Source organism: Nocardia sp. NPDC050413 (assembly GCF_040655475.1).
In the GTDB taxonomy this organism is placed as follows: Bacteria; Actinomycetota; Actinomycetes; order Mycobacteriales; family Mycobacteriaceae; genus Nocardia; species Nocardia coubleae.
In genome coordinates, this window is the sequence record NZ_JBFAJZ010000019.1 from 1 (window position 1) to 23,650 (window position 23,650).

24 protein-coding genes and 1 pseudogene are annotated in these 23,650 nt (G+C 65.0%); 13 read left to right on the plus strand and 12 right to left on the minus strand.

Annotated features, from left to right (window positions below):
- Positions 1-502: 502 nt before the first annotated feature.
- Positions 503-949 (minus strand): hypothetical protein, encoded by a 447-nt coding sequence (locus tag AB0I19_RS27685; RefSeq protein ID WP_357152656.1) that lies wholly within the window; start codon positions 947-949, stop codon positions 503-505.
- A 533-nt stretch (positions 950-1,482) separates the two neighbouring features.
- Here AB0I19_RS27685 and AB0I19_RS27690 point away from each other — a divergent pair.
- The 3 genes and pseudogenes from AB0I19_RS27690 to istB all read left to right on the plus strand — a co-directional run bounded on the left by AB0I19_RS27690 (position 1,483) and on the right by istB (position 4,390).
- Complete coding sequence (locus AB0I19_RS27690) at positions 1,483-1,833, plus strand: helix-turn-helix transcriptional regulator (RefSeq protein WP_357152659.1); 351 nt, start codon at positions 1,483-1,485, stop codon at positions 1,831-1,833.
- Positions 1,834-1,970: 137 nt separating this feature from the next.
- Positions 1,971-3,596, plus strand: a complete 1,626-nt coding sequence (gene istA, locus AB0I19_RS27695) for an IS21 family transposase (RefSeq protein ID WP_357152663.1) — start codon at positions 1,971-1,973, stop codon at positions 3,594-3,596.
- Positions 3,593-4,390 (plus strand): annotated as a pseudogene (istB, locus tag AB0I19_RS27700) (IS21-like element helper ATPase IstB). The gene istA and the pseudogene istB overlap by 4 nt, the downstream one beginning before the upstream one ends.
- Before the next feature lie 60 nt (positions 4,391-4,450).
- Here istB and AB0I19_RS27705 read toward each other — a convergent pair.
- Positions 4,451-5,458 (minus strand): diiron oxygenase, encoded by a 1,008-nt coding sequence (locus tag AB0I19_RS27705; protein WP_357152782.1) that lies wholly within the window; start codon positions 5,456-5,458, stop codon positions 4,451-4,453.
- Between the two features lie 118 nt (positions 5,459-5,576).
- On the opposite strand from AB0I19_RS27705, the gene AB0I19_RS27710 reads away from it, so the two are divergent.
- Entirely contained in the window at positions 5,577-6,269 is a 693-nt protein-coding gene (locus AB0I19_RS27710; RefSeq protein ID WP_357152666.1) for a TetR/AcrR family transcriptional regulator, read from the plus strand.
- Between the two features lie 513 nt (positions 6,270-6,782).
- Here the strand turns inward: AB0I19_RS27710 and AB0I19_RS27715 are convergent.
- Positions 6,783-7,673: a phosphotransferase gene (locus AB0I19_RS27715; RefSeq protein ID WP_357152669.1), complete on the minus strand. Its 891-nt coding sequence runs from the start codon at positions 7,671-7,673 to the stop codon at positions 6,783-6,785.
- The gene (locus AB0I19_RS27720; protein WP_357152672.1) at positions 7,670-8,914 is read right to left on the minus strand and encodes an XRE family transcriptional regulator; all 1,245 of its coding nucleotides are present in this window, start codon (positions 8,912-8,914) and stop codon (positions 7,670-7,672) included. Before AB0I19_RS27720 ends, AB0I19_RS27715 begins: the two co-directional genes overlap by 4 nt.
- 297 nt (positions 8,915-9,211) lie before the next feature.
- On the opposite strand from AB0I19_RS27720, the gene AB0I19_RS27725 reads away from it, so the two are divergent.
- From AB0I19_RS27725 to AB0I19_RS27765, 9 genes are all read left to right on the plus strand, one after another.
- On the plus strand, positions 9,212-9,610 hold the full coding sequence (locus tag AB0I19_RS27725; protein WP_357152675.1) for a hypothetical protein: 399 nt from the start codon (positions 9,212-9,214) through the stop codon (positions 9,608-9,610).
- Entirely contained in the window at positions 9,610-10,092 is a 483-nt protein-coding gene (locus AB0I19_RS27730) for a DNA-directed RNA polymerase subunit beta (protein ID WP_357152678.1), read from the plus strand. The genes AB0I19_RS27725 and AB0I19_RS27730 overlap by 1 nt, the downstream gene beginning before the upstream one ends.
- A 59-nt stretch (positions 10,093-10,151) precedes the next feature.
- Positions 10,152-10,310 (plus strand): hypothetical protein, encoded by a 159-nt coding sequence (locus AB0I19_RS27735; protein ID WP_357152681.1) that lies wholly within the window; start codon positions 10,152-10,154, stop codon positions 10,308-10,310.
- 168 nt (positions 10,311-10,478) lie between these two features.
- Entirely contained in the window at positions 10,479-10,940 is a 462-nt protein-coding gene (locus AB0I19_RS27740) for a hypothetical protein (RefSeq protein ID WP_357152684.1), read from the plus strand.
- Positions 10,941-10,974: 34 nt separating this feature from the next.
- Positions 10,975-13,581, plus strand: a complete 2,607-nt coding sequence (locus AB0I19_RS27745; protein WP_357152687.1) for a valine--tRNA ligase — start codon at positions 10,975-10,977, stop codon at positions 13,579-13,581.
- 534 nt (positions 13,582-14,115) lie between these two features.
- The gene (locus AB0I19_RS27750) at positions 14,116-14,637 is read left to right on the plus strand and encodes a hypothetical protein (RefSeq protein WP_357152689.1); all 522 of its coding nucleotides are present in this window, start codon (positions 14,116-14,118) and stop codon (positions 14,635-14,637) included.
- A 30-nt stretch (positions 14,638-14,667) separates the two neighbouring features.
- Complete coding sequence (locus AB0I19_RS27755) at positions 14,668-15,489, plus strand: class I SAM-dependent methyltransferase (RefSeq protein ID WP_357152692.1); 822 nt, start codon at positions 14,668-14,670, stop codon at positions 15,487-15,489.
- Positions 15,486-16,175: a phosphotransferase gene (locus AB0I19_RS27760; protein WP_357152695.1), complete on the plus strand. Its 690-nt coding sequence runs from the start codon at positions 15,486-15,488 to the stop codon at positions 16,173-16,175. The genes AB0I19_RS27755 and AB0I19_RS27760 overlap by 4 nt, the downstream gene beginning before the upstream one ends.
- A 186-nt stretch (positions 16,176-16,361) precedes the next feature.
- A complete protein-coding gene (locus tag AB0I19_RS27765; protein WP_357152698.1) occupies positions 16,362-17,687 on the plus strand; it encodes a hypothetical protein in 1,326 nt (441 codons plus the stop codon).
- Here AB0I19_RS27765 and AB0I19_RS27770 read toward each other — a convergent pair.
- From AB0I19_RS27770 to AB0I19_RS27805, 8 genes are all read right to left on the minus strand, one after another.
- Positions 17,671-18,369, minus strand: coding sequence for a 2'-5' RNA ligase family protein (locus AB0I19_RS27770; protein WP_357152701.1), 699 nt, complete (start codon positions 18,367-18,369; stop codon positions 17,671-17,673). The two genes, AB0I19_RS27765 and AB0I19_RS27770, sit on opposite strands and share 17 nt — an antisense overlap.
- A 283-nt stretch (positions 18,370-18,652) precedes the next feature.
- On the minus strand, positions 18,653-19,063 hold the full coding sequence (locus AB0I19_RS27775) for an arsenate reductase ArsC (RefSeq protein WP_357152704.1): 411 nt from the start codon (positions 19,061-19,063) through the stop codon (positions 18,653-18,655).
- A 15-nt stretch (positions 19,064-19,078) separates the two neighbouring features.
- Entirely contained in the window at positions 19,079-19,747 is a 669-nt protein-coding gene (locus tag AB0I19_RS27780) for an arsenate reductase ArsC (RefSeq protein WP_357152707.1), read from the minus strand.
- Positions 19,744-20,178, minus strand: coding sequence for a low molecular weight phosphatase family protein (locus AB0I19_RS27785; RefSeq protein ID WP_357152709.1), 435 nt, complete (start codon positions 20,176-20,178; stop codon positions 19,744-19,746). The genes AB0I19_RS27780 and AB0I19_RS27785 overlap by 4 nt, the downstream gene beginning before the upstream one ends.
- Positions 20,175-21,281 (minus strand): ACR3 family arsenite efflux transporter, encoded by a 1,107-nt coding sequence (arsB, locus tag AB0I19_RS27790; RefSeq protein ID WP_357152712.1) that lies wholly within the window; start codon positions 21,279-21,281, stop codon positions 20,175-20,177. The genes AB0I19_RS27785 and arsB overlap by 4 nt, the downstream gene beginning before the upstream one ends.
- Positions 21,278-21,655 carry a metalloregulator ArsR/SmtB family transcription factor gene (locus tag AB0I19_RS27795; protein WP_357152714.1) on the minus strand — a complete coding sequence of 126 codons (378 nt, stop codon included), beginning with the start codon at positions 21,653-21,655 and terminating at the stop codon, positions 21,278-21,280. Before AB0I19_RS27795 ends, arsB begins: the two co-directional genes overlap by 4 nt.
- 152 nt (positions 21,656-21,807) lie before the next feature.
- Positions 21,808-22,632 carry a sulfite exporter TauE/SafE family protein gene (locus AB0I19_RS27800; RefSeq protein ID WP_357152717.1) on the minus strand — a complete coding sequence of 275 codons (825 nt, stop codon included), beginning with the start codon at positions 22,630-22,632 and terminating at the stop codon, positions 21,808-21,810.
- A gap of 146 nt (positions 22,633-22,778) precedes the next feature.
- Positions 22,779-23,618 carry a GNAT family N-acetyltransferase gene (locus AB0I19_RS27805; RefSeq protein WP_357152720.1) on the minus strand — a complete coding sequence of 280 codons (840 nt, stop codon included), beginning with the start codon at positions 23,616-23,618 and terminating at the stop codon, positions 22,779-22,781.
- Between the last annotated feature and the right edge of the window lie 32 nt (positions 23,619-23,650).

Sequence of the window (23,650 nt, forward strand, 5' to 3'; positions counted from 1 at the left end):
CTCGGCCGGTTGACCCCGATCGAATTCGAAACCATCATGTCCCCAGCAGTCCGACAGGCTGCTTAACCACTGTCACCCGATCCTGCAGCAGCCCCTACTGGCTACCCACGTTCGACAAACCTCGACGTCGTAGGCGCTAGCCTTTCGACTTCGGCTCACATGTCGCCGAATCGGTGTGGCGCGGCGACGAGGTGACAGAAGCCGTGCCAGTCGCTGTAGCTGCTGCGGCTGTTGCGACTCGGTGCCGGATTGAATTCACGCAACGAGCAGGGCGGAGTACACGCGCGCGCTGTTGGGCCGGGATGGGTCCGAGACCGTGGCGTGGTCGCGGTCGCTCACGGGTGTGGTTTTCTTCCGTACGGGTGGCAGTCCAGGGTGTGCGGGAATGGCGGTCACGGAGCACGGGCACGGGCTCGGCCCTGGTGTTGTGGAAGTGATGCGCCGCTGGCGGCAAGCCCCCGGACAGGGTCGAGGTGTCCGGGGCTCGTCGCGGTGGTGGTGCTCAGGTGGTGGCATGGGTGGCCCGGTCCAGGATGGTTCGGGCGTCCTCGCCGTAGGCGGCTTGGGCGGCGAGTAGAGCGAAGGTGCGCTGAGCCAGCGCCAATTCTTCGATGGTCCGAGGCCAGGCGCGGGCGATAGCGGCGATCAGGGTCACGCCGTCGCGGGTGTGGGTGGTCACCGTCTGGGCGTAGACGGTGGTGTCGAGGTCGGTACCGGGCCGGTACTCAGTCACCTCCACCGCCCACCGATCCACACCACCACTGTTGTCCTGCAACAAGATTCGTGTGCAATGACTGGTGTTGGCGGAGACCACGTCGATGCCGACCTGGAGGCGTGCACCAGTGATGCTGTTCCCGAGTTCGGGGGCCAGGAACCTGCGGGCGTGCTCGGCGGAGTGGGTGACGTAGTAGGCGTGGTGGAACCCCAGGGTCGCGGCACGCCCCGGCATCGACGGCGATGGTGCAGTGTCGGCGTGCGGTCGCGTCCTGGACGAACACGAGAGCAGCGGTCAGACAGGCGACGAAATCCATTCGCACACTTCGGAACTCGATCGTCAGATGGATATCGGGTTCCTCCGGTCGTGGGGACCCACCGCCCGGGTTCATCGCGGGTATTGCTCGGGTAGGCAGGCGCGGGCGCATTCGAGCACGACCGCACCGACCAGCGGGTCGTTCTTCGTCCGCGAGCAGGGGCTCATCGAGCACCTCAACGCGTTCCTCAACGACCACGTGTTCGGCCCCTACCGCCGCTCGCTATTGGGCAGCAGCGACCTCGACGCCAGCGTCACACGCGAACGGGAACAGAAGATCGCCGCCCTGCGCCGAGACATCGTGGAAGCCGGAACCAAGAGTAAACGCCTCATCCGGTCCCTGGAACTCATCGACGAGCCCGACAAAGAGATGATCGCCGACATCAACAACCGCCGCGTCGAACTCCGCGACGAGCAGCTAACGGAAGACTCAAATAGGAGGGGCTTGACACATGAACCGGCGGACCGGCGCGACCCGGCGACCGCGGCGAGGCAGGACTCGCCGCACCACATCCGACCTACCCGACCTGGGCCGATGGGTCCGACAAGTCCGCGAGGACCGGGGCCTCACCCGGCCCGAGGCCGCCAGTCGAATCCAGGTCAGCGAAGACCTGATCAAGAAGATCGAACTCGGCGACCGCCCAGCCTCGCCGACAGTGCTCGAGCAGATCATCACCGGCTACGAGATGAACGAATCCCAGGCCCGCCACACCCGCGAACTCGCCGAACCACCGACACCGCTGCCCTCGATCGAGCAGCTACGAGCCCGCCCAGTGGCCAGTGGTTCTATCGGCGATCTGTGACGTCACCGATCGGTGGATCCTGACGTCGCCCTCGATCCGAAGATGTTCGTATCGGCGAATTTTGACGTCGTGATCTTGGTTGTGGTGCAAGGATGCGTGTGCTTCGCCCCGCACACACGCGTTGGAGGGAGTCGCCGTTGCCTCGTCAGACGAAGGTCGAGCTCTACGCCGCGATCCGGCGCGACGCACGAGCGGGGATGTCGGGTCGGGCGTTGCAGACGAAGTACGGGGTCGGGTGGCGCACTGTGCAGGCCGCGACCAACACGGCGTGGCCGAGTGAACGCAAGAAGTATCCGACGCGAGGCTCCAAGCTCGATCCGTTCAAGCCGTTCATCGACGAGGTCTTGCGGGCGGATCTGCGGGCACCGCGCAAGCAGCGCCACACCATCAAACGTCTGTATGCCCGGCTGCTCGACGAACACGGCATGGCTGATGTCGCCTACCAGACGTTGCGCGACTACGTCGCCGAGCGAAAGCCACAGGTCCGTGCCGAGGCAGGCAAAGGCCCAGCGGAGGTCTTCATTCGACAAACTCACCGCCCCGGAGAAGAAGCCGAGGTCGACTTCGGCGACGTGACTGTCCGGCTGCGCGGCGAGCTGGTGATGGTCTGTTTGTTCGCGCTGCGGATGTCGTTTTCGGGCAAGGCCGTTCACCGATGCTTCCTCTCGGCCGGTCAGGAAGCGTTCTTCGAAGGACACGTCCACGCCTTCGAGGTGTTGGGCGGGGTGCCGTTCGGCAAGATCCGCTACGACAATCTGCGCGCCGCGGTCGCACGAGTGATCGGATTCGCCCGACTGCGTGAGGAATCCGACCGTTGGACCGCGTTCCGTTCCCACTACGACTTCGACGCGTTCTATTGCCGACCGGGGATCGAGGGCGCTCACGAGAAGGGCGGCGTCGAGGGCCAGATCGGGTGGTTCCGCAGAAACCACTTCGTCCCGATCCCCGAAGTCGAGTCGATCGACGAGCTCAACGAGATGGTCGATGCCTGGGACATTGCCGACGAACAGCGCCGCATCGGCGCCCGACCCCGCACCATCGGGGACCTGTTCGCGGCCGAGAAATCGCTGCTCAAGCCAATTCCCGACGAACCACCCGAGACCGGGCGGTGGTTCACCCCGCGGGTCGACAAGTTCTCTCAGATCACCGTGCGCACCAACCACTATTCGGTGCCGGTCCGGTTGATCGGCCGCCAGGTCCGGGTGTTGTTGCACGCCAGTCACCTCGTTGTCTTCGATAGTCGCACCGTCGTCGCCCGCCACGAACGGCTGCCCGCCAAAGGACAGACACGCCTGGATCTGGACCACTACCTCGAGGCGCTGCTGCGCAAACCCGGTGCCCTGCCGGGCGCGACCGCGCTCGATCAGGCCCGCGCCGCGGGCAAGTTCACCCCGGTCCACGAAGCCTGGTGGTCAGCGGCTCGCCACGCCCACGGCGAACGAGACGGCACCCGAGCACTGATCGAAGTGCTTCTGCTACACCGATATCTGCCCCACGACCACGTCGTCGCCGGCCTCGCGGCCGCGCTACAGGCCGGGGCACTTACCGCGGACGCGGTCGCGTTGGAAGCCCGCAAGATCGGTGAATCCGCAGCCTCCGAACCCGCGGTCGTCGAACTCGACGAACCTGGCCCGGTCTCCTCGCTGACGCGGCGCCGCCTGGCCGCGCTCCCACCGGATCGGCGACCGCTGCCCTCGGTCGCGGCCTATGACCAGTTGCTTCGCCGAACCCCGTCCACGACGAAAGGGAGCACCACAGCATGAGCATCACCGCACCACGCCGCCACGGCATGACCGATCAAGCCGCCGACGCCGCCGTCGACCAAGCCTGCCGAATGCTACGACTCCCCACCATCCGTGCTTAGTTCAACGAGATCGCCGAGGGCGCCACCCGCGAGCAGATGACCTACCGGGCATTCCTGGCCGAGCTGCTCCTCGCTGAATGCGACGATCGCGCCCGCCGACGCAGCGAACGCCGCATCCGTGCCGCGGGGTTCCCGCGCGACAAGTCGTTGCGCGCGTTCGATTTCGATGCCAACTCCAACGTCGATCCCGCCACCATCCACACCTTGGCCAACGGTGAGTGGATCAAGAAGGGCCTGCCGCTCTGCTTGATCGGTGACTCCGGCACCGGTAAATCTCACCTGCTCATCGCGTTGGGCACCGAAGCCGCCATGCAGGGACATCGGGTGAAATACACACTGGCCACGAAGCTGGTCAACGAACTGGTCGAAGCGGCCGACGACAAGCAGCTCACCAAGACGATCGCTCGCTACGGGCGTGTCGATCTGCTCTGCATCGACGAGCTCGGCTACATGGAACTCGACCGCCGCGGCGCGGAACTTCTGTTTCAGGTGTTGACTGAACGGGAGGAGAAGAACTCCGTCGCGATCGCGTCCAACGAGTCGTTCTCGGGGTGGACCAAGACCTTCACCGACCCGCGTCTGTGCGCGGCGGTCGTGGACCGGCTCACTTTCGGCGGCAACATCATCGAGACCGGCACCGACTCCTACCGGCTGGCCCGCACCGCGCAGGCACAGGCCGCCGCCGCGCGGTGATGACGGGATTGACCGATAGATCCCAGTTCAGCGGAGCAAAATCCGCCCGCCTGGAGGCAGCTACCGGCGGAGGGTGCGTATCGGTTCGGATCGGAATCGGCTTCTCGGACCGTCGACGCCGGCTAGCTGCCACAGTCGTTTGGCAACCGGGTTCATCAGACCGATGTCTTCGGCCAGCGACCTCAAATCGACGAAGTAGTCGGCGAACACCTGTTTGGCTTCGTCGGATTTGAAGAACAGCTCGCGACGCACCCAGTCGGGGATTCCCATGTCGGTGAAGAATGCCCGAGGTGGGGTGATCACGGCCCGTCCGAGGATGCGGATCAGGATCGGGAAGATCAGCGACAGCGCGAATCGCTCGGCGGCGTTGCGCTGGGGTACTCGCTGCTCGAGTGCAGCGTGAGCGAAGGAGATGTGGCGGGCTTCCTCGGCGATGTGGATGGCCATCACCCCGCGCATGATCGGATGAACGTCGTCGCCGGAACGCAAGACCTGTTTCTGCACGTGATCGATGGGCTCCTCGCCGCCGAGGATCGCCATGAACAAGATGATCGGCGAGGCGATGGTGACCGGAATGGCGAGGTGTTTGATCATGCTGGTCAGTGGGCCCATACCGGGCACCTCGACACCGATCCTGTTCACCATCTCTTGAAACATCATGGTGTGACGGTGTTCTTCGATCATTTCGTGCGAGCAGTATTCGAACTCGGGTGAGCCGTTGGGCAGGGTCATGATGTGCTGGGTCATCGCGCTGATCAGGATTGCTTCGAACTGGATGCCGACCTTGGCGATATTTGCCTGGCGATACTTGCCGATCTCGATCTGCCGTTCGACGGGCAGGGCGAGATACCACGGATGCCGGCCGAGTGTGTCGCCGGACGGAGGCAGGATCCAACGCTCAGGGTGGGTGTCGGGACGGAACTCGGGGCTGTCCCAGTCGAGGTTGACAAACGGGTCCATCGGCTTGTTCACCGAGGCATCCGACAACAAACGTAAGGTGTCGGCATATTTCTCGGCGATCTCGACGATGTCGTCATCAGAGATCGAGTGGTGTGCAGGTGTGGACATCGTTGTCGCCCCGTTTCCGTTGGTGGTACTCGATGTCCTACCAAAGTATCTCGGACATGATGTCCGAGTCAATGGGTGATCGGGCGTGTCGGTGATCCGGTCCCGGTACGGTGGACAGGTGGTGAAGCCCGCAACAGAACCGTCGCCATCCACCGACGGACGCGACGCCCGTTGGAGCGATCATCGCGCCAACCGTCGACAACAGATCCTGATCGCGGCCGCCGCTGCGGTGTGCGAGAGCGGACCCGATGTCGGCATCCAGGAAATCGCCGACCGGGCCGTGGTCCCACGGTCGCTGATCTATCGACTCTTCGGCGATCGCGCCGGACTGGACACCCAACTGCGCCAGCACGTCATCGACGACGTGATGGCACGAGTCGTGCCCACCCTCAGCCCCGAAGGCACGTTCCTGGAAGCGATCTCCCGCACGATCGACGCCTACGTCAGTTGGTGCAGCGCGAACAGGGCACTGCACCGACTCGTCTCGCCCCGCGCACCCTCCGGGCCTGGGGGAGATCACGCGGTCGTCGATGCCAAAACCGAGGTCGGGCTACGCATCAGCAAGGTCGTCGACGTAGTGCTGGCTGCTGGGAGTCCTTCGAGTTGGGCCAGTCAGTCGCTGGCGTTCGCGATGGTGGGTATGGTCGATGTCACCGTCGATCGATGGCTCGATGGTCCGCCTGATTCTGTTGATGCTGAGCAATTGTCGGCACAGCTACAGCGGTGGGTCTGGCTGCTGCTCCGCGATACCGCAGCTACGCACGGCATCGTGCTCGCCCCGGAGACTCAGGTCGCCGAACTTTTTAGATGACCATCGACGGCGGTCTCCGATCGGGCGTGATCATCACCATGTGCAGTGATCGGTTCAGCTGGCGCGGCGCGTTTTGTAACCCACGAGTCGTGCGCCGGTGCGCTGGGGAGACCCGCCCAGATCGGGTAGCGCGAAGCTGTTGTGCCCATCTGATCCGAGGTGAGCTCGGATTGGACGCTGCGAGCCGTTTCCACGTCGGTGCCGAGCACCGGGTAGTTCTGCTCGAGAAGCTCGTCGACGGCTCGGGTGAGGTCGACGGTGCTCGCACGCAATACGAGCTTGGAATATCCTCCGCGTGGAGAGTGACGCCAGAATTCGCCGATCGGATCGGGTCAGTCTGCAGTCTCGCGACGACCGAATTCACCGATGAACGACGTCAGGATTCGCCGACGTAACCACACCCCTGGACACTCGACCACACACCACGCGGCCACGATTGATCCCAATGCCGCGCTCGTGCGGTGTCCCCGTAGCGAGCGCGACGCTACGGCCCGCCCGCCGGGCATCGGCTCCTCAGAGCGCGTCCCAATGCCACGGCCGGGCGACCTCGCCTCGTAGGCACGCCAGACGGTGCCGCACCTGGTTGGCTGCGTTCTCGCTGCTCGATGACTGAGACAGGGCGAAGACAACCCATCGCAGCTCTTGAATGTCGGCAAGCAGCCGGAAGGCCGGGTCGGCAGTGACGTCAGCACCATACGCGTCCACGAACGATCGGTAGTCGGCTTCTGACAAGCGGTCGAAGTCGGTGCGGTCAGCTGCTACCTGAACGAGGTCCCATGCGGGACGGCCCAACGAAACACGGTCCAAATCAACAACTATCGGGACACCATCGAGCGGAACAACGACGTTGCCCTGCCACGCATCCCCATGAATCACTTTGCGCTGCACCGGCTCGCCAAGAGCCAGGTACCCGCTGGACAACGTGTCGAGGTGTTCCAGAAGCCATGCACGATCGTTATCCCCGAGTTCATCTGCGGACGTGATGACTCCGCGCAGGCCGGCGAGTGGCTCGTGCTCCGGAAGCGTAAAAGTCGTCGGTGTTGCGAGTGCGTGCAGTCGGCGAAGCACGATTGCGAGTTCGGTCGTGCTCGCCGCGCGATGGGCCGGAATACGCTCCCACCAGGTCACCGGGCGATCGTTCACGACCACAATCGGGGTCGGCACGTCAGCGACTCGAACCGTGGGCAAGCCAGATGCGTTCAGCCACCGGGAGATACGCAACTCCCGCATTGCCGAGTCCGCCGACCCCACCTTGCCGACCCGACCAACGAGGTCGTCGACCACGAAGATGCTGTTCGACCCGGCCCGTACGAGTTCCGCGTGCGTCGGATCGACGCCGCTTCTAGCCGCCGCCTGCTCGAGAATGGCTCGCGCGCCCAGTTCGGCAGCTTCGGATGTGTTCATTTCGCTCGCTTACGTGGTGCTGTGGCGGCGATCATGGCTCGCAACTCGCCGACGTCAGCAATGCGACGGTGAGTATTCGCCACAGCCGCCAGCCCACGAAGCTCAACTGCGATACGCGCCGACTTCAGCGCCCGACTATGCTCTACCGCTTCGCATCCGAGCGCTGCCGCCTCACGTGGGTCACCGAGCGTCATCGTCAACGCAGCAAGCCGAATCTCTGAGAAAGTTCGCGACCTCAGGTATTCAGAGCCGTGCATGTCGATGGCGTAGCGAAGCCTAGGTGCGGCGACATCGATCGAGTCGAGTGCCTCGGCTGCGAGCGCGAGCGCTTTTCCTGTGCTTCCGAGGTGTTCGGCTGTGTCGTAGAAGCACATCCACGGCGGGTCGCTGTCGGGGTTACGAGCTGCGAAGAGCTCGTCCGCGCGGGCAACTTCACCCACTACCTCACCGCTACGGCCCAAGGCCGCTAAGTACTGTGCCCGCATGGCACTCAGCATCGCCCGAACGGTGAAGGCCAGGCGGTCGGACCGGACCTGAGCAAGTTCAATCAGGGAGAGTGCGCTGTCAGGGTCACCAACGAACGCGGACCGCCGCGCCATATCAGCGAGCGCACTGGCACGCAGGTCCCATGATCCAGCCGAATCTGCGCACCATAAGGCGAATTGGAAACAGCGGTCGGCATTAAGGAACTCACCCGCGTCGAAGGCGGTATAGCCTACGACGCTGCTCAAATTGCCGACCGCCTCGAATAGGGAACGACGCAGCTTAGCGCTCACCGAGCTGCGCACCAATGGCGCGAACTTCGTCAGCTCCCGGCTCGCGATGACAATCGCTGATGAGCCCCCGCCGTGGAGGTTCTCCGTCTCTGCCGCGGCCTGTGTGGCGGCGCGGATCGCAGTGATCTCGCTGTTGCCAACTCGAGCGGGTCTCGAGCCTTCGGCACCAGAAAAGGTCACCAATGCCGTCGGATCGGCAGACGGGCCAAACGGACTGAACAGATTCACCGCGAGCGTGCTATCGGGTTGCCCCTCATCTGGCTGGCGACGGCGGGAGGCGACAAACCCGAGTTCAGCGTCCGACGCCCCGAGGATGTCGTTCATCGCGCGGCGGTAGTCAGCGTTCGGCCAACGCACAACTCCCCGTTCATATCTCGCGATTGCGTGCGCATCCAAGTCTCGTCGAATGCCAGTTGTTCGCCATACGTGCTCATTGATCGCGTCAGCCAGTTCAGCCCGCGTCATCGTCTGTCCTGGCACAAACCGTGACGGCGTGCCTTCCCTGCGTTGTTGCAACTGAGTGTTCGGGGGCACGGCACCTCCGCGTGGAGTACGGGGACGCTATTGAGTGTAGTCGGCAAACGCATCACAGCGAGCGCCTTGCCACCGCCTCAATCTGCCCCATAACTTGCCCTCTTCCTGCGGCTTTCAACGCTGGATGCTTGGACGTGACCCACCCAATTGCAGCAGGTCCACTTCGGCTACCCGAGCCTTCGAGCAGCGGTCGAGTGTGACACCCGCCGGGCCCTACCAGGGGGATTGATGAGCAGGACGATCCTGAACCACGCCTCGGAAGATGGGCCGGGCCCGCAGTCGCCTGATAGCGGTCCGAGTTCCCAATACAAACGCGATCTGAACACCGACTGCATGCCCGACCGCGAAGTCGTCGCATGGAGCGGCCCTTCATCGCGCGGGCCCTTTCCCGTGCCTTCGACATCCCGCCTGTCCAGTCAGCATCGCGATGCACAGGGCCAACCAAAGCTGCTGGATACCATTGCTGACCTCGAAAACGCCGGTCTGGTCTGCGCCACCGTTCAGCCTTCGCCGGGGTGCGATGACCACACGCTCACTGTCGAGGCGTACACCCTGCCCGTTCCCAAGCCGACGGCTGCCGTTCTGACTCGGGTGTTCGAGGCGATGATCCAGGCTGGGTGGACGTAATGTCCCAGGGCACTTCTCCGGCCACTGCCTTCGCCGAGACACCACGCTCCCGCTGCGAGTTCTACCGGCGGATCTGCTCGCTGCCCACAGTCGTCGACCCGGACACGGGACGGATCACGATGCAGGCAGGGCGGCTAATCGGCGCGGTGATGATGCCAAGCCAGCTCGCTCAGCGCGTCAAGACCAGCCTCGACGTGCGCGGAGTTGCGCCTCTGTCCATCATCGGCCACCCCCGTGCGGATATGTGGACCTTCCTGGTTAGAGCCGATCTGCGTCCGATAGATGACCCTGCCGTCGTCGCGCAGTTGTGGCAGGCGCGCGTGGTGGTCATCCGAGACGGAGACATCGCCTTGCCCTCCCCCGTCCCCGACTCGTCGATGATCCGCACCTGGATCTCGCCGGCAACCGGGACCTTCCGGCCTTCCGGAGAAGTAGTGATCGAGTGCGCGCGAGCCTTCCTGCCCAGAATGGATCGGCAATGAGCACCGACAGCAGGCGGTCGCCACGCCCGGACGAACCCGACGTCCGACTCTCGGTCCTGATGTCCAGCGTCCGAATGGAATTCGCCGCCTGTGTCACTGCCGCGCTGGTGTTCGTCTGCGACGTGGGTGTCCACCGCCCCGGAACCGTGGCCGTGTATCTCGGCCGGTGCACCGGATTGCCCCGGCTGCCCAACGAACGCCTCTACCTCCAGCCCTGACCCCTGCCGTCACACGTCGACCTACCGAATGGCCTCCGCACGTGACCCGGCGAGATACCCGCGACGTCTCACCCGGTCGTGACCCCGTGCCGAGGCGGCCCCAGAGTTGTTTCCCGGCGACTCCGGGGCCACCCCGAAAACCCGCCCGAGCCAAGGAATCCCCAGCCTATGTACGCCAAGTTCGACACCACTCCCACACCTCGCTCACACAACCGTCGCTGGATCGCTGCGACGGTGCTCGGCACCCTCGCAGCTCTGACCACGATCGCGATCGTGTCCGCCCCCGAGAGCACCGCAGGCTCGCCCACCTTCACCTGCGCCGAAATCACCTCCCCGTCGGGTGTGGTGACCGGCTTTGGACCGGGTAGCACCGAAACCGGTCCTGGCACGATCCTGGGCTTCAACTACGCCTACTACGTGCAACGCTCCGCCGAGCAGGCACGACGGTTCCTTACTGCCGAGGCCCTTCTCCGCTCTGGTGACCGGTTGCAGGCCGGGATCGACGCAACACCGGCTGGCACCCACCACTGCGTCACGATCTCCCCCTTGGTCAGCCTCGGCGATGCCGACCTGTGCTGGGGATTCCATGACAGAGACCAACCCGAGCCCGACTCCGACCGGCGGCCGTGATAGCAGCGATGCTCAGCCAATATGCTGGTCCACCGTGACCGAAACCCACCGCACAGACAGCATCGACCCCACGACCCTGCCGACGACTTTCGTACCGGTAGAGCTAGAGGGCGAGCTGTACGTACGGTGGGTAGACAACGGCTACTTCACAGCCGACGCGGCCAGCGACAAACCTGCCTACGCGGTCGTCATCCCGCCGCCGAACGTCACCGGCCGCCTGCACATGGGCCACGCCTACGAACACACCCAGATCGACGCCATCACCCGCCGCAAACGCATGCAGGGTTACGAGACCTTGTGGCAGCCCGGCATGGATCACGCGGGCATCGCCACCCAGAACGTGGTCGAGCGCGAACTCGCCAAAGAGGGCCTGTCCCGTCACGACCTCGGTCGTGAAGCGTTCGAGCAGCGCGTCTGGCAATGGAAGGCCGAGTCCGGTGGCTCCATCTCCGACCAGATGCGTCGCCTCGGCGATGGCGTCGACTGGGACCGTGAGCGCTTCACGATGGACGAGGGCCTTTCGCGCGCGGTCCAGACGATCTTCAAACGCCTCTACGACGACGGGCTCATCTACCGGGCCGAGCGAATCATCAACTGGTGCCCGCGTTGCGCGACGGCGATCTCCGACATCGAGGTCGACCACAAAGACCTCGACGGCGAACTCGTCTCGATCCGCTATGGCGACGGTGACGACGAGGTCGTCGTCGCGACCACCCGCGCGGAAACGATGCTCGGCGACACCGCTGTAGCCGTGCACCCCGACGACCCGCGCTACCGCGACCTCGTCGGCCGCGAGATCGAACTTCCCTTGACTGCTCGCCGCATCCCCGTCGTCGCCGACGAGCACGTCGATCCCGAATTCGGCACCGGCGCGGTCAAAGTCACCCCAGCCCACGACCCGAACGACTTCGAGATCGGCCAACGCCACCACCTGCCCTCGCTGACGGTGATGGACGAGCACGCGATCATCACCGCCCCCGGCCCCTTCCAAGGACTCGACCGTCTCGAAGCCCGTAGCGCCGTCGTCGCCGCCCTGCGCGCCGACGGCCGCATCGTCGCGGAGAAACGGCCCTACACCCACGCCGTCGGACACTGCTCACGCTGCGGCACCGTCATCGAACCCCGGCTGTCGATGCAGTGGTGGGTCAAGGTCGAACCGCTGGCCAAAGCCGCCGGTGACGCCGTCCGCGACGGCCGCGTCGCCATCCACCCGCCCGAGCTGGCCGGTCGCTACTTCGACTGGGTCGACAACCTGCGCGACTGGAACATCTCCCGCCAGCTGTGGTGGGGACACCGCGTCCCCATCTGGTACAGCCCCACCGGCGAGACCATCTGCGTCGGACCCGACGAAACCGCCCCCGAGGGCTGGACCCAGGACCCCGACGTACTCGACACCTGGTTCTCCTCGGCCCTGTGGCCGTTCTCGACCATGGGCTGGCCCGACCACACCGAAAGCCTCGCCAAGTTCTACCCAAACACCGTGCTGTTCACCGGGTATGACCTGCTGTTCTTCTGGATCGCCCGCATGATGATGTTCGGCATCTACGCCACGGGCCGAGCACCGTTCGAGACAATCGCCTTGCACGGCATGGTCCGCGACAAGCACGGCAAGAAGATGAGCAAGAGCTTCGGCAACGTGGTCGACCCGATCGACTGGATGGACGCCTACGGCACCGACGCACTCCGCTTCGCCCTCGCCCGCGCCGCCAACCCCGGCACCGACGCACCCATCGCCGAAGAGACCGTGGCGGGTAGCCGCAACTTCACCACCAAGCTCTGGAACGCGAGCCGATTCGCGCTCCTCAACGGCGCTACCACCAGCGGGTCGCTGCCCTCGACCGAGGAACTCTCGGTCACCGACCGGTGGATTCTCTCGCGTCTGAACACCGTGATCGCCGAAGTCGACAACTACTTCGAGGACTACCAGTTCGCGAAACTGTCCGACCTGCTGTACCACTTCGCCTGGGACGAAACCTTCGACTGGTACCTGGAACTGTCCAAAGCTGTCTTCGCCCAAGGCGGTTCACCCGCCGAAGCATCACGTCGGGTCCTCGGGCACGTGCTCGACACCTTGCTGCGCCTGCTGCACCCGCTCGTGCCATTCGTCACCGAGAAACTGTGGACAACTCTCACCGGCGAAGAATCGGTCGTCATCGCCGCCTGGCCGCAAGATTCCGGCTTCCGTGACCCAGATGCCGAGGCCACGGTGGCTCAGCTCCAGCAGCTCGTAACCGATGTTCGCCGGTTCCGATCCGAGCAGGGGGTCCGCTCGAGCCAGCGGGTGCCCGCCGAACTCGACCTCACCGCGGCAATGTCCGACCACGAGGCGGCCATCCGCCAACTGCTGCGCCTCGATCCCCCGACCGCCGACTTCGACCCGACCGCCACGCTGCCAGTCGGAGATTCGCGCGTCAGCCTCGACTTGTCGCAGGCAATCGACGTCGAGGCCGAGAAGCGGCGTCTCGAGAAGGATCTCGCCGGCGCCCTCAAGGAGATCGAAGCCGCCGAGAAGAAGCTGAACAACGACGCCTTCCTGTCGAAAGCACCCGACGACATCGTCGCTGGAATTCGCAACCGCCACCAAAACGCTGAGACAACCGCCCAGCGAATCCGCGAACAGCTCGCCACGTTGCTGGGATAGCCCTCGCACCGACAGCCCTCGTCGCACCCTAGGGCTGTCGGTGCCCGCGCCCTAGGGCATCGGACCAGATGAGCACGGGCCAACTTCAGAGCGAAGTCGAGTGGACAGCATGATTGGATCCACGCTGCGCACAGTTTGTGCTGTTCGTTGTCGACGAGCTACCCGAGCTGTCGACCGCCCGGGTGCACGACACCCGAATCCGGCTCGCGATGAGGGCGGGGCAACGACGAGTGAACGAGGTCGCACAGACCGAAGGAACCTCGTCGAACCTCCTGGCGCGGCGAGCCAACTCAGTCAGTTGTCGGCAAGGCGTCATAGTCCCGACTGCCGACAGATCCAAACAGTTGCCTCTCCCGGCATGGGCGTACGAGCTACCGAGCGATCCCAACGTCGCGAACAACATCTGCTCAAAGCCCATTCTGGATCGGGAACGGGGACATTTCGATTCGCGGAATCGCGGGGAGCATTGGTGATGCTCGGTGGTATGGGCAGCCGCACCGTCCGCCGAAGTCGGGGCCGGTATCGTGGCCGGGCGTGGAACAGCGAATCGTGATCATCGGGTGCGGCGGCGGCGGCAAAACTCACCTCGCCAACCAGCTCGCCGCCCTGCACGGGCTCCCGCTGACTCACCTCGACGCCGTCTACTACGACGCCGACTGGAACCCGCTCCCCGCCGAAGAATTCCAGACCATCCAACAGCGCCTCGTCGCGCGACCGCGTTGGCTGATCGAAGGCAACTACGCGGGTACTCTCCCGATCCGACTCGCCGCGGCCGAAACCGTCATATTCCTGGACCTGCCCGCGATCACCTGCATCACCGGCGTGCTGCAACGACGCTGGCGATACCGGGGCGGTCAACACCGCGACGGCGTCTACGACCGCATCACCTGGGGATTCCTGCGCTACATCTGGGGCTACCGCGCCCAGATGCGCCCCCGCGTGCGTGAGCTGATCGCCGAACACGGCGACCACGTCGAGCTGGTCACGCTGACCAGCCGCCGCCAAGCCAACCGCTACCTCGCCCGCCTGCGCGCGCAATCTTCCACCACCAGCTGACACACCGAACTGTTCGGAGGCGAACCGTCCATGACCTCCACCCCCTTCACCGACCCCGACACCGTCGCGGGTCTCTACGCCGACGCCGGGCGCACCCAGCAACGCACCAGTGCACTGCTCACCGCCAAGATCAGCGGCGAGAACGCGACCGCCACGATTGTCGACCTCGCCGCACGCCACTCACGACCACACCCGAGCGTGTGCGAAATCGGTTGCGGCAGAGGAACAGTCACCCTCGCCCTCGCCGAAACGATTACACCCGGCCGCCACACCGTCGTCGACATCTCCCCGGCATTCCTCGCCACCGTGAACAAGCGCGCCGCCGAGGCCGGAATCGCCGTGGAAACCGTGCACGGCGACTTCCACCACCTACCCCTGACCGACGCAACATTTGATGTGCTCGTAGCCGCATTCTGCCTCTACCACTCCACACGGCCCGCCGATGTCGTTGCCGAGATCGCCCGCTGCCTCACACCAGGCGGCCGGGCGGTCCTGGCGACCAAATCATCCGACAGCTACCACGATATCGACCAGCTCATAGAGGAGACCGGTCTCGACCCCTCGGCGTCCAGCCGGCCGAGTCTGTACGAAACCTTCCACAGCACCAACGCCGCCGACATCGTCGCCACCGGAATCGAACTCATCGACGTCATCCACCGCGAACACACCTTCCGGTTCACCGACTTCGACCACCTCGCCGCCTACGCCATCACCGTCCCCAAATACCAACTTCCCCAGCACCTGGCGACGAACCCGCGCGAACTCGCCGCCGAGCTTCGGCGTCGCACTCGCGAGCGGGCAATGACGGCCACTTCGATCGTCACCTACCTGACCGGAAGTCGCCGGGAATGAGCGCGGCGGCATACGTCAAGAACTACGCATCACCCCAGCTGGCGGAAAAGGCTCGCGCACACCATGATTGGCTGCTTCGGCTCGACGCACCGGTCCGCGTTCCACAGTTGCGCGAAGTCACCGGTACACGAATGACTCTCGAACATCTGCAGGGACGCCGCCCGCGCCCCGATGACCTACCCGTGGTCGCCGCCGCACTGGGCGCACTCCACACCGTCGCCAACATCCGATACCTGCACGCGGGACGGCTCGACCGACCATTCGAGGCCACACCGACGCTGACAATCGGCGACTTCACCTCACCCCGCGCATCCGTCCTCCCCCAAAACTTCGAGATCAATGGCCTACCGTGCGCGCTCTACAAAGACAGCAACATCCGCAACTTCATCCTCACCGACGATCACGTCGGCATCATCGACTTCGATGACTTGACCTTGGCACCCTTCGGCTACGACCTCGCCAAACTCGTCGTCAGCACCGCCATGACCCACGGGCACTTGTCGCACGCCCTCATCGAGAACGCGCTCGACCACTACAACAACGAGACCACCCACATCCCCAACGCCCACTGCGACCTGGGCGAACTCCAGCTCTACGCCGACATCCACCACCGCCTCACCAGCCGCTACCTCGGCCGCCACGGCTACGCACACCAGTGGCCAGAGGTCTGCCCCTGGCCACGATGATCGACACCCAGCGAGGGCTGCGTCGCCATACCGGTGCCGCCTCGCGGGCGGATTTAGCACCGACATGTCCGCCCTTCGAAATCCACTGCCGCCGAGCCAGGTTGCGGCCAGGAACTGCCCGGCATCAGGGTAGTGTGGGCAGACTATCTAGGTTCCCTGATCGGGACGGTGCTGAGGCGGGGCACAATGGTGCAAGCACGGGAGTGGACCGGATTCGAAGCGGTCGCCTTGCAGGAGGCGATGCGACTATCGGTGCGGCAGTTCGCCGAAAAGCTCGGCATCGACACCACCACGATCAACAACTGGCGCACCGGGCTCGGCACGGTCAGGCTGCGGAACAAGACACAGCAGATCCTCGACACCACGCTGCGCCTGCACGCCGACCAGCATGACCGCGACCGATTCGAAGCGATCGTCGCCGCTGGCGAAAGATCATGGCGAACCTCGCGCAACCGCCGCTCGACACCCACCACCAAGCCCGCCGTCTCGACGGCGCCCACACGCCTCCAGAACTTCGAAAACGCCACCGAGATCGTTCAGCGGATGCGCAAGCTCCACGACAACACGGTTGAGGAGCCCGTTCTCACCGCCCTGGAAATCGCGCTCCGCGACATCCTCGACCGATACGAAATCGAGGGACCGATCCGGCTCGTCCCCGAAGCCCTCGCCCTGCGCCGCGACGTGGACAGCCTCACCGAATGCTGCCGCCAGCCCCACCACTTGGCACGTCTATATCGGCTCGCGGGCCAAATCTCGGGCGCACTGGCCTACATGGCGGTCAACCTCGGACGATTCCGGCATTCCGAGATCTACATTCAAGAAACCCTCGCACTCGCCCAATTCGCACGCGACCCCGAACTACTGGCCTGGATACGGGGAACAGAAAGCTTCTCCTACTACTACCAAGGCAAATACCAACAAGCCGCAGACGCAGCACGAGAAGGTATTCGCACGGCAGCAGGAAATCAGCAAGCCATCAGACTCTACTCGAACGGTCTCGCACGGGCGCTAGGAAAGCTCGGCGACTCCGAAGGAGTGAAACGCGCCGTAGAGCAGGCAGTCGAACTCGGTGAGGCCAATCATGCACCGTCCGGACTCACCCCGGCCTTGTCGTTCGAGCCCTATGGTGCGGCGCGGGTGATGGCCAATGCCGCCACCGCACACCTATCCGCCGGTGACTTCGCGGACACGCTCGACTACGGGCAACTCGTCTCCGAACTGGTCGACACCTCGGATTCGGTATGGAGCCAAGCCCTGGTCCGGCTCGATATCGCAACAGCCCTAGCCACCCAATCGAACCGAGACATCGAACAGGCGATGCACCTGGGCGTCCAAGCCCTCACCACTTCCCGAGACCAGCCGATCCGCTCGGTGTGGCAGCGCGCCCACGACCTCGCCGAAACCGTGTCTTCAGTCGATACGCCAGCGGTCTCCGACTACACGAGCGAATTGCGTTCCTGGTCGGCAACCAACGTGGCCTCGGTACAGGACAAGCTCACAGCAGGGAAATAGTGGCCTTCTCTTCCCACTCGTACGCGGAATCCGTACGCCACAGCCGCACCAGCTTGACGTCCTTGACCACCGTTGCCACCGGGGCCAGCTCCCGAAGTCCAGCAACCGTGTCGAGGATCGGGGCCACCGGTTGCCGGGCCGCGCTGTAGGCGATACCGATGTGCGGTCGCATGTTCTGGCCCGGCTTGACCGGGCTGAGACCGGGCTCGGATTCTTGCGCAGCACCGAGACGCCCAACCAAGTCAAGAACAGGCGACCACGGCGCGACGGAGAACCGAATCGCGCCTGCCGACCCCGCCAGAGGACCCACCTCAAGTTCGAACCGGCTCACCGACTTCAGCGCATTGCACGCATTATCGATGACTCGCTCTAACACGAAACTCTCGACAGTATCGAAGCCTCCTACCTTCAGCAGAGTCATATGTAGTGTTTCTACCGCGACCGGGCGCAGCGGGAATGATTCGAGCGCGTCCTGACATGCATTAGCGGTAGACGCGAGAGCATCGTCGTGCCCGAACGTCAGGTACCAGTAGAAACTCGAAGTGCCGGGCGGCCAGGGCTTTATCTCCCAATGGTTTTCCATCCGTGATAGGGAGGAGAACGCCGTCCAGTCGTTGCGCCGGATTTCACCAGCATCATCGAGGGAATCGGGGCAGCAGGGCGGAAATGGCTTGCTCTTCAAGGCTCTCCGTTGTGTACCTGAGCACGGGCATGGTCAGTGTATCCGAGGATGCGAACCTCTCCGCGGGCTCTCTTCTGGGTTCTCCCCGACCGCCGCCGCCTGCGGCGAACCCGAATAACAAGTCCCTATCCTCGGAACCGCCACGACGAACCTGGACAACCCCTACGGCGACACCAAGGTGGCCGTCGACAAACGAAGGGGCACGAGCGAATTCGGTTCGAGCCTCGCGCCATGGTTGTCGTGGCGCGAGGCTCGTTGGAGCCAACTCGTGTCCTGCGTTTTGTCAGGCGCGTGTCGGCAGCAGCTCGGCGACGAGGGCTTCGACGCGGGTCTTGATCTCGTCGCGGATCGGCCGGACGGAGTCGACGCCCTTGCCTGCGGGGTCTTCCAGGACCCAGTCGCGGTAGCTGACACCGGGGAACGACGGGCAAGTGTCGCCACAACCCATGGTGATCACGACGTCGGAGGTTTCCACGGCGTCGTAGGTGAGGATCTTCGGCTTCTGGTCGGAGATATCGATGCCGAGTTCGGCCATCGCCGCCGCTGCGGCGGGGTTGATCTGGTCGGCGGGCGCGCTCCCGGCGGAGCGGACCTCGATCGAGTCGCCGGCCAGATGAGTGAGGAATCCGGCAGCCATCTGGGAACGTCCGGCGTTGTGGACGCAGACGAACAGCACACTGGGCTTGGTGGTCATGGGTGAGGGTGCCTTTCAGTTGGCGGGCAGGTCGAGTTCGGTGAGCAGGAGACGGACGCGGGTTTCGATCTCGTCGCGGATGGGCCGGATGGCGGCGATGTCGAGGTCGGCGGGGTCGTCGAGGTCCCATTCCTCATAGCGGCGTCCGGGGTAGAGCGGGCAGGCGTCGCCGCAGCCCATGGTGATGACGACGTCGGCGGCTTGGATGATTTCCTCGGTCCAGGGCTTGGGGAACTCGGTGGTGATGTCGATGCCGACCTCGGCCATGGCGGCGATGGCGGCGGGGTTGATCTCGTCACCGGGTTCGCTGCCGCCGGACCAGGCCACCGCGCGGTCACCGGCGAGCTGGGTGAAGAACCCGAGGGCCATCTGCGAACGTCCGGCGTTGTGGGTGCACAGGAACAGCACCGTCGGGGTGCCGGTGTGGGCTTTGCCTTCGACGCGGGCCAGGGCGTGCAGGCGTTGGCGGGCGAAGCGTTCGGCCAGCAGCGGCAGGTAGTTGACCACCGTGGCGCGTCCGGCGAACTGGTCGTAGGAGGAGTGCAGGAACCGTTCGATGGTCTCGACGCCGAAGGTGCCGTCGAACTCACATTGCAGGTGTGTGGCGGCGGTTTTCAGGGCGAGCTGCTGGTCGATGGTCAGGTCGTGGCGGGTGTGGGTGGGCGCGAGTGGGCTGTCGCTCATGATGTGATCCGTTGCTCGGCGGGGGTGGTGAGTTCGGTGAGCAGGTTGTCGACGCGGGCGGCGATGTCGTCGCGGACCAGGCGCATGCGCTCGATGCCGTCGATGCCGCGTTTGGAGGGTTCGTCGGTGTCCCAGTCGACGATCCGCACTCCGTCGACCGGGTCGATGTGGGCTTCGCGTCCGAGGGTGACGACCAGGTCGACCGAGGCCAGCAGGGCCGGGTCGATCGGTTTCGGGGTCTCGGCGGTGATGTCGACACCGACCTCGAGCAGCGACTCGGCCGACAGGGCGTTGACCGCAGTGCCGGGTTTCGTTCCAGCGGAATGGACCTGCACGCGGTCACCGGCGACGGCTCGCATCAGCCCGGCCGCCATTTGCGATTTGCCGCCGTTCTTCACACAGACGAACAGCACGGACGGGGTGGTACTCACCGCGGTGTCACCTCGTCGACAGTCGCGACACCGGTGTGTGGGGTCGGCTGGAATCGTTTACGCAGGGCGAGGGACACATAGACCAGGGCCACGAGGACGGGGACCTCGATGAGCGGGCCGACGACTCCGGCGAGGGCTTGGCCGGAGGTGGCGCCGTAGGTGGCGATGGCGACGGCGATGGCGAGTTCGAAGTTGTTGCCCGCTGCGGTGAACGCGAGGGTGGTGGTGCGTTCGTAGCCCAGGCCCAGGGCCGCGCCCATGGCGTAGCCGCCGCCCCACATGATCGCGAAGTACGCCAGCAGCGGGATCGCGATGCGGACGACGTCGAGGGGGTGGGAGGTGATCTGTTCACCTTGCAGGGCGAACAGGATCACGATGGTGAACAGCAGCCCGTACAGCGCCCACGGCCCGATCTTGGGCAGGAAGCTGGATTCGTACCATTCGCGGCCCTTGGCGCGCTCACCGAAGCGGCGGGTGAGGAATCCGGCCAGCAGCGGAATGCCGAGGAAGATCAGCACCGATTTCGCGATCTGCCATGGCGAGGTGTCGATGGTGGTCTGTTCCAGCCCCAGCCAGCCCGGCAGGACCGAGAGGTAGAACCAGCCGAGCACGGCGAACATGATCACCTGGAACACCGAGTTCAGCGCGACCAGCACGGCGGCGGCTTCGCGGTCGCCGCAGGCGAGGTCGTTCCAGATGATGACCATCGCGATACAGCGGGCCAGACCGACGATGATCAGCCCGGTCCGGTACTCGGGCAGGTCCGGCAGCAACAGCCAGGCCAACGCGAACATCAGGGCCGGGCCGAGGACCCAGTTCAGCACCAGGGAGCTGACCAGGAGTTTGCGGTCGCCGGTGACGGTGTCGAGGCGGTCGTAGCGGACCTTCGCCAGGACCGGATACATCATGATGAGCAGGCCGATGGCGATCGGCAGCGAGATGCCGTCGATCTCCACGGCCGAGAGGGCGTCACCGAGACCGGGGATCATCCGGCCCAGCAACAGTCCGGCGACCATGGCGACGCCGATCCAGACCGGCAGGAACCGGTCGAGGGTCGACAGCTTGCCGACGACGGCGGGGTGCTCGGTGGTGGTCGTGCTCATGCGGTGACTCCCGTCGCGGTGCCGCTTTCGACGAGCAGAACTTCCGACAGGCGTTGCAGGGCTTCGGGGACGACCCGGTAGTACACCCAGGAGGCGCGGCGTTCGCTGTCGAGCAGCCCGGCTTCGCGCAGCACCTTGAGGTGATGCGAAATCGTGGGCTGGGTCAACTCGATCCCGGCCGACAGGTCGCACACGCAGGCTTCCTGGCTCTCGCGGGAGGCGATCGCGCTCAGCAGGCGTAGCCGGACCGGATCGGAGAGGGCTTTGAACACGCTCGCGAGTTCGACGGCGTGAGGTTCGGACAGGGGCTCACGCACCAGGGGCGCGGCGGAGCACGCCTGCACAGGCGTCACCACCAACTTCGACTTCGACATACGCCAATATTGACCGATATCAATACGGCGGTGCAAGCAAACAGCCGGTGAACACCACGATGCAAGTGTTACGGCGGCTTCCGTCGGTGAGCCCCTGCAACGCTGGGACCCTTGTACGGACCGCGCGGATCGATGGATGCCGACATCACGGACTATTGGTGGCGCCAGACCTTGACCGAGGAGATCACCAGCAGCGTGGCGAGGATCGGGATCAGCACGCTACTGGACACAACGCCCAGCAGGAGGCCGCCGACGATGGTTCCGGCGATCGACCCGGCGGCCATCACGAGCACGAAACGGGTGTTGGTGTGCAGGATTTGGAAGCTCTGGTCTCGGCTGTAGCGGGAGAACGCGACCAGCATCGTCGGAAGCGAGACCATCAGCGACAGACTTCCAGCGACCTTGATGTCGACGCCGAACAACAGCACGATCGTCGGGATGAGCAGCTCGCCACCTGCCACGCCCATCAGCGCGGCGACGATCCCGATGCCGACCCCGGCGAGCACCGTGATGGCTACCCGCCCGAGCGTCGGCAGTGCGAGCGTGCCGACGTTACCCAGATGACTTGCGGCCAGGGCCGCCGCGATCAGGACGAGGAGCAGCGCCAGGACGCGGTACAGGGTGCGTGAATGCATGCGCGTAGCCCATCCCGCCCCCAACCAGGCACCGGCAAGGCTGCCGACCAGCAGGTTCGCCGCGATCGTCCAGTGCTGGCTCACCTCGGCGTAGGGCAAGGCGATCAACCGGGCGGGGAGAGCGGTGAGCACCACGATCAGGCTCATCGCCTTGTTCAGGATCACCGCGTGCAAGGCCACGAATCCGAACAGCCCGATAAGCAGCGGCAGGCGGAACTCCGCGCCACCGAGACCGATCAGCCCGCCGAGTACGCCGATCACCGCACCAGCGGTGAACACCAGCATCAACGAATCACGTCGCGCCCCGGCCGTCGATCCCGGCGGGTATTCGATCTCGCTCACACGCCGAGACGGTACGTCCCTGCGGCAGCCGCATCATGCGCGGCTGAGTTGTTGTCGGAATTCGCCGAGGCACAATCCGAGCGGTCGGACTCTGCAAACCTCGATCGGCGATTGTCGTGATTCACCCGCTGGGTAAGCATGGGCGACTACCGGACCGGTGAGCGGCGTTCGAGCAGGACGGTGTCGTGCCAGACCCCGTCGCGTTGGGCGATGCGCTCGCGCACGCCGACGGTGCGGTATCCGGCGCTGTGGTGCAGGGCCAGTGAGGCGCGGTTGTCGGTGAAGATCGAGGTCTGCAACGTCCACAAGCCGTCGTCGTCCGCGGCGAGGACCTGCTTGTGCAGCAGGGCCTTGCCCACGCCGCGTGCACGGTGGGAGTCGGCGACATAGACCGAGGTCTCGGCGACACCGGCGTAGCAGTCGCGGCTCGATACCGGGCTGGCGGCGGTCCAGCCGACGACGCGGCCGTCGATCTCGGCGACCCATCGGTGGGCGGGCAGCCAATGCTTGTCGAGGTGGGAGCGGGTGGGAACCTCGGTCTCGAAGGTCGCGATTCCGGTGGCGATGCCCTCGCCGTAGATGCGGCGCACCTCGGCCCAGTCGCGGGGTTCCAGGGCGCGGACGGTGACGTCGACGGGCAGGTCGGCGGGGCAGCACGGGCGCGGCGCGAGCAGGCCCATCACCGCGTCGGCGGCGTGTGGCAGTCCGGCGCAGCATGCCTCGTTGACGGTGACGATGGTCGCGGCACCTTCCTTGTGCAGGCGAACGAATCCCACGTCGGCGAGCTTGCGGACGTGATGGGAGGTCGTGGACTGACTCGTGCCCAGGATCTCGGTCAACGCGCCGACCGTGATGCCTTTCGGGGTCGTGGCCACCGCGTGCAGCAGCCGCACTCGCACCGGTTCGGCCAGGCAGGCGAACCACTCGGCGTAGGTGGTGGCTTCGCCGGTCGGCAGGACCTGGGCTTGGGGCAGAGCGATGGGCATGCGGCCAGTATATCGACGTAGATCGATGGTTG

Bases quoted from the DNA above. Each gene is read 5' to 3' on its own strand.
- AB0I19_RS27685 (WP_357152656.1), bottom strand. From the start codon at position 949: ATGCCGGGGCGTGCCGCGACCCTGGGGTTCCACCACGCCTACTACGTC.
- AB0I19_RS27690 (WP_357152659.1), top strand. From the start codon at position 1,483: ATGAACCGGCGGACCGGCGCGACCCGGCGACCGCGGCGAGGCAGGACT.
- AB0I19_RS27705 (WP_357152782.1), bottom strand. From the start codon at position 5,458: ATGTCCACACCTGCACACCACTCGATCTCTGATGACGACATCGTCGAG.
- AB0I19_RS27715 (WP_357152669.1), bottom strand. From the start codon at position 7,673: ATGAACACATCCGAAGCTGCCGAACTGGGCGCGCGAGCCATTCTCGAG.
- AB0I19_RS27720 (WP_357152672.1), bottom strand. From the start codon at position 8,914: ATGACGCGGGCTGAACTGGCTGACGCGATCAATGAGCACGTATGGCGA.
- AB0I19_RS27725 (WP_357152675.1), top strand. From the start codon at position 9,212: ATGAGCAGGACGATCCTGAACCACGCCTCGGAAGATGGGCCGGGCCCG.
- AB0I19_RS27730 (WP_357152678.1), top strand. From the start codon at position 9,610: ATGTCCCAGGGCACTTCTCCGGCCACTGCCTTCGCCGAGACACCACGC.
- AB0I19_RS27735 (WP_357152681.1), top strand. From the start codon at position 10,152: ATGTCCAGCGTCCGAATGGAATTCGCCGCCTGTGTCACTGCCGCGCTG.
- AB0I19_RS27740 (WP_357152684.1), top strand. From the start codon at position 10,479: ATGTACGCCAAGTTCGACACCACTCCCACACCTCGCTCACACAACCGT.
- AB0I19_RS27755 (WP_357152692.1), top strand. From the start codon at position 14,668: ATGACCTCCACCCCCTTCACCGACCCCGACACCGTCGCGGGTCTCTAC.
- AB0I19_RS27760 (WP_357152695.1), top strand. From the start codon at position 15,486: ATGAGCGCGGCGGCATACGTCAAGAACTACGCATCACCCCAGCTGGCG.
- AB0I19_RS27765 (WP_357152698.1), top strand. From the start codon at position 16,362: ATGGTGCAAGCACGGGAGTGGACCGGATTCGAAGCGGTCGCCTTGCAG.
- AB0I19_RS27775 (WP_357152704.1), bottom strand. From the start codon at position 19,063: ATGACCACCAAGCCCAGTGTGCTGTTCGTCTGCGTCCACAACGCCGGA.
- AB0I19_RS27780 (WP_357152707.1), bottom strand. From the start codon at position 19,747: ATGAGCGACAGCCCACTCGCGCCCACCCACACCCGCCACGACCTGACC.
- arsB (WP_357152712.1), bottom strand. From the start codon at position 21,281: ATGAGCACGACCACCACCGAGCACCCCGCCGTCGTCGGCAAGCTGTCG.
- AB0I19_RS27795 (WP_357152714.1), bottom strand. From the start codon at position 21,655: ATGTCGAAGTCGAAGTTGGTGGTGACGCCTGTGCAGGCGTGCTCCGCC.
- AB0I19_RS27805 (WP_357152720.1), bottom strand. From the start codon at position 23,618: ATGCCCATCGCTCTGCCCCAAGCCCAGGTCCTGCCGACCGGCGAAGCC.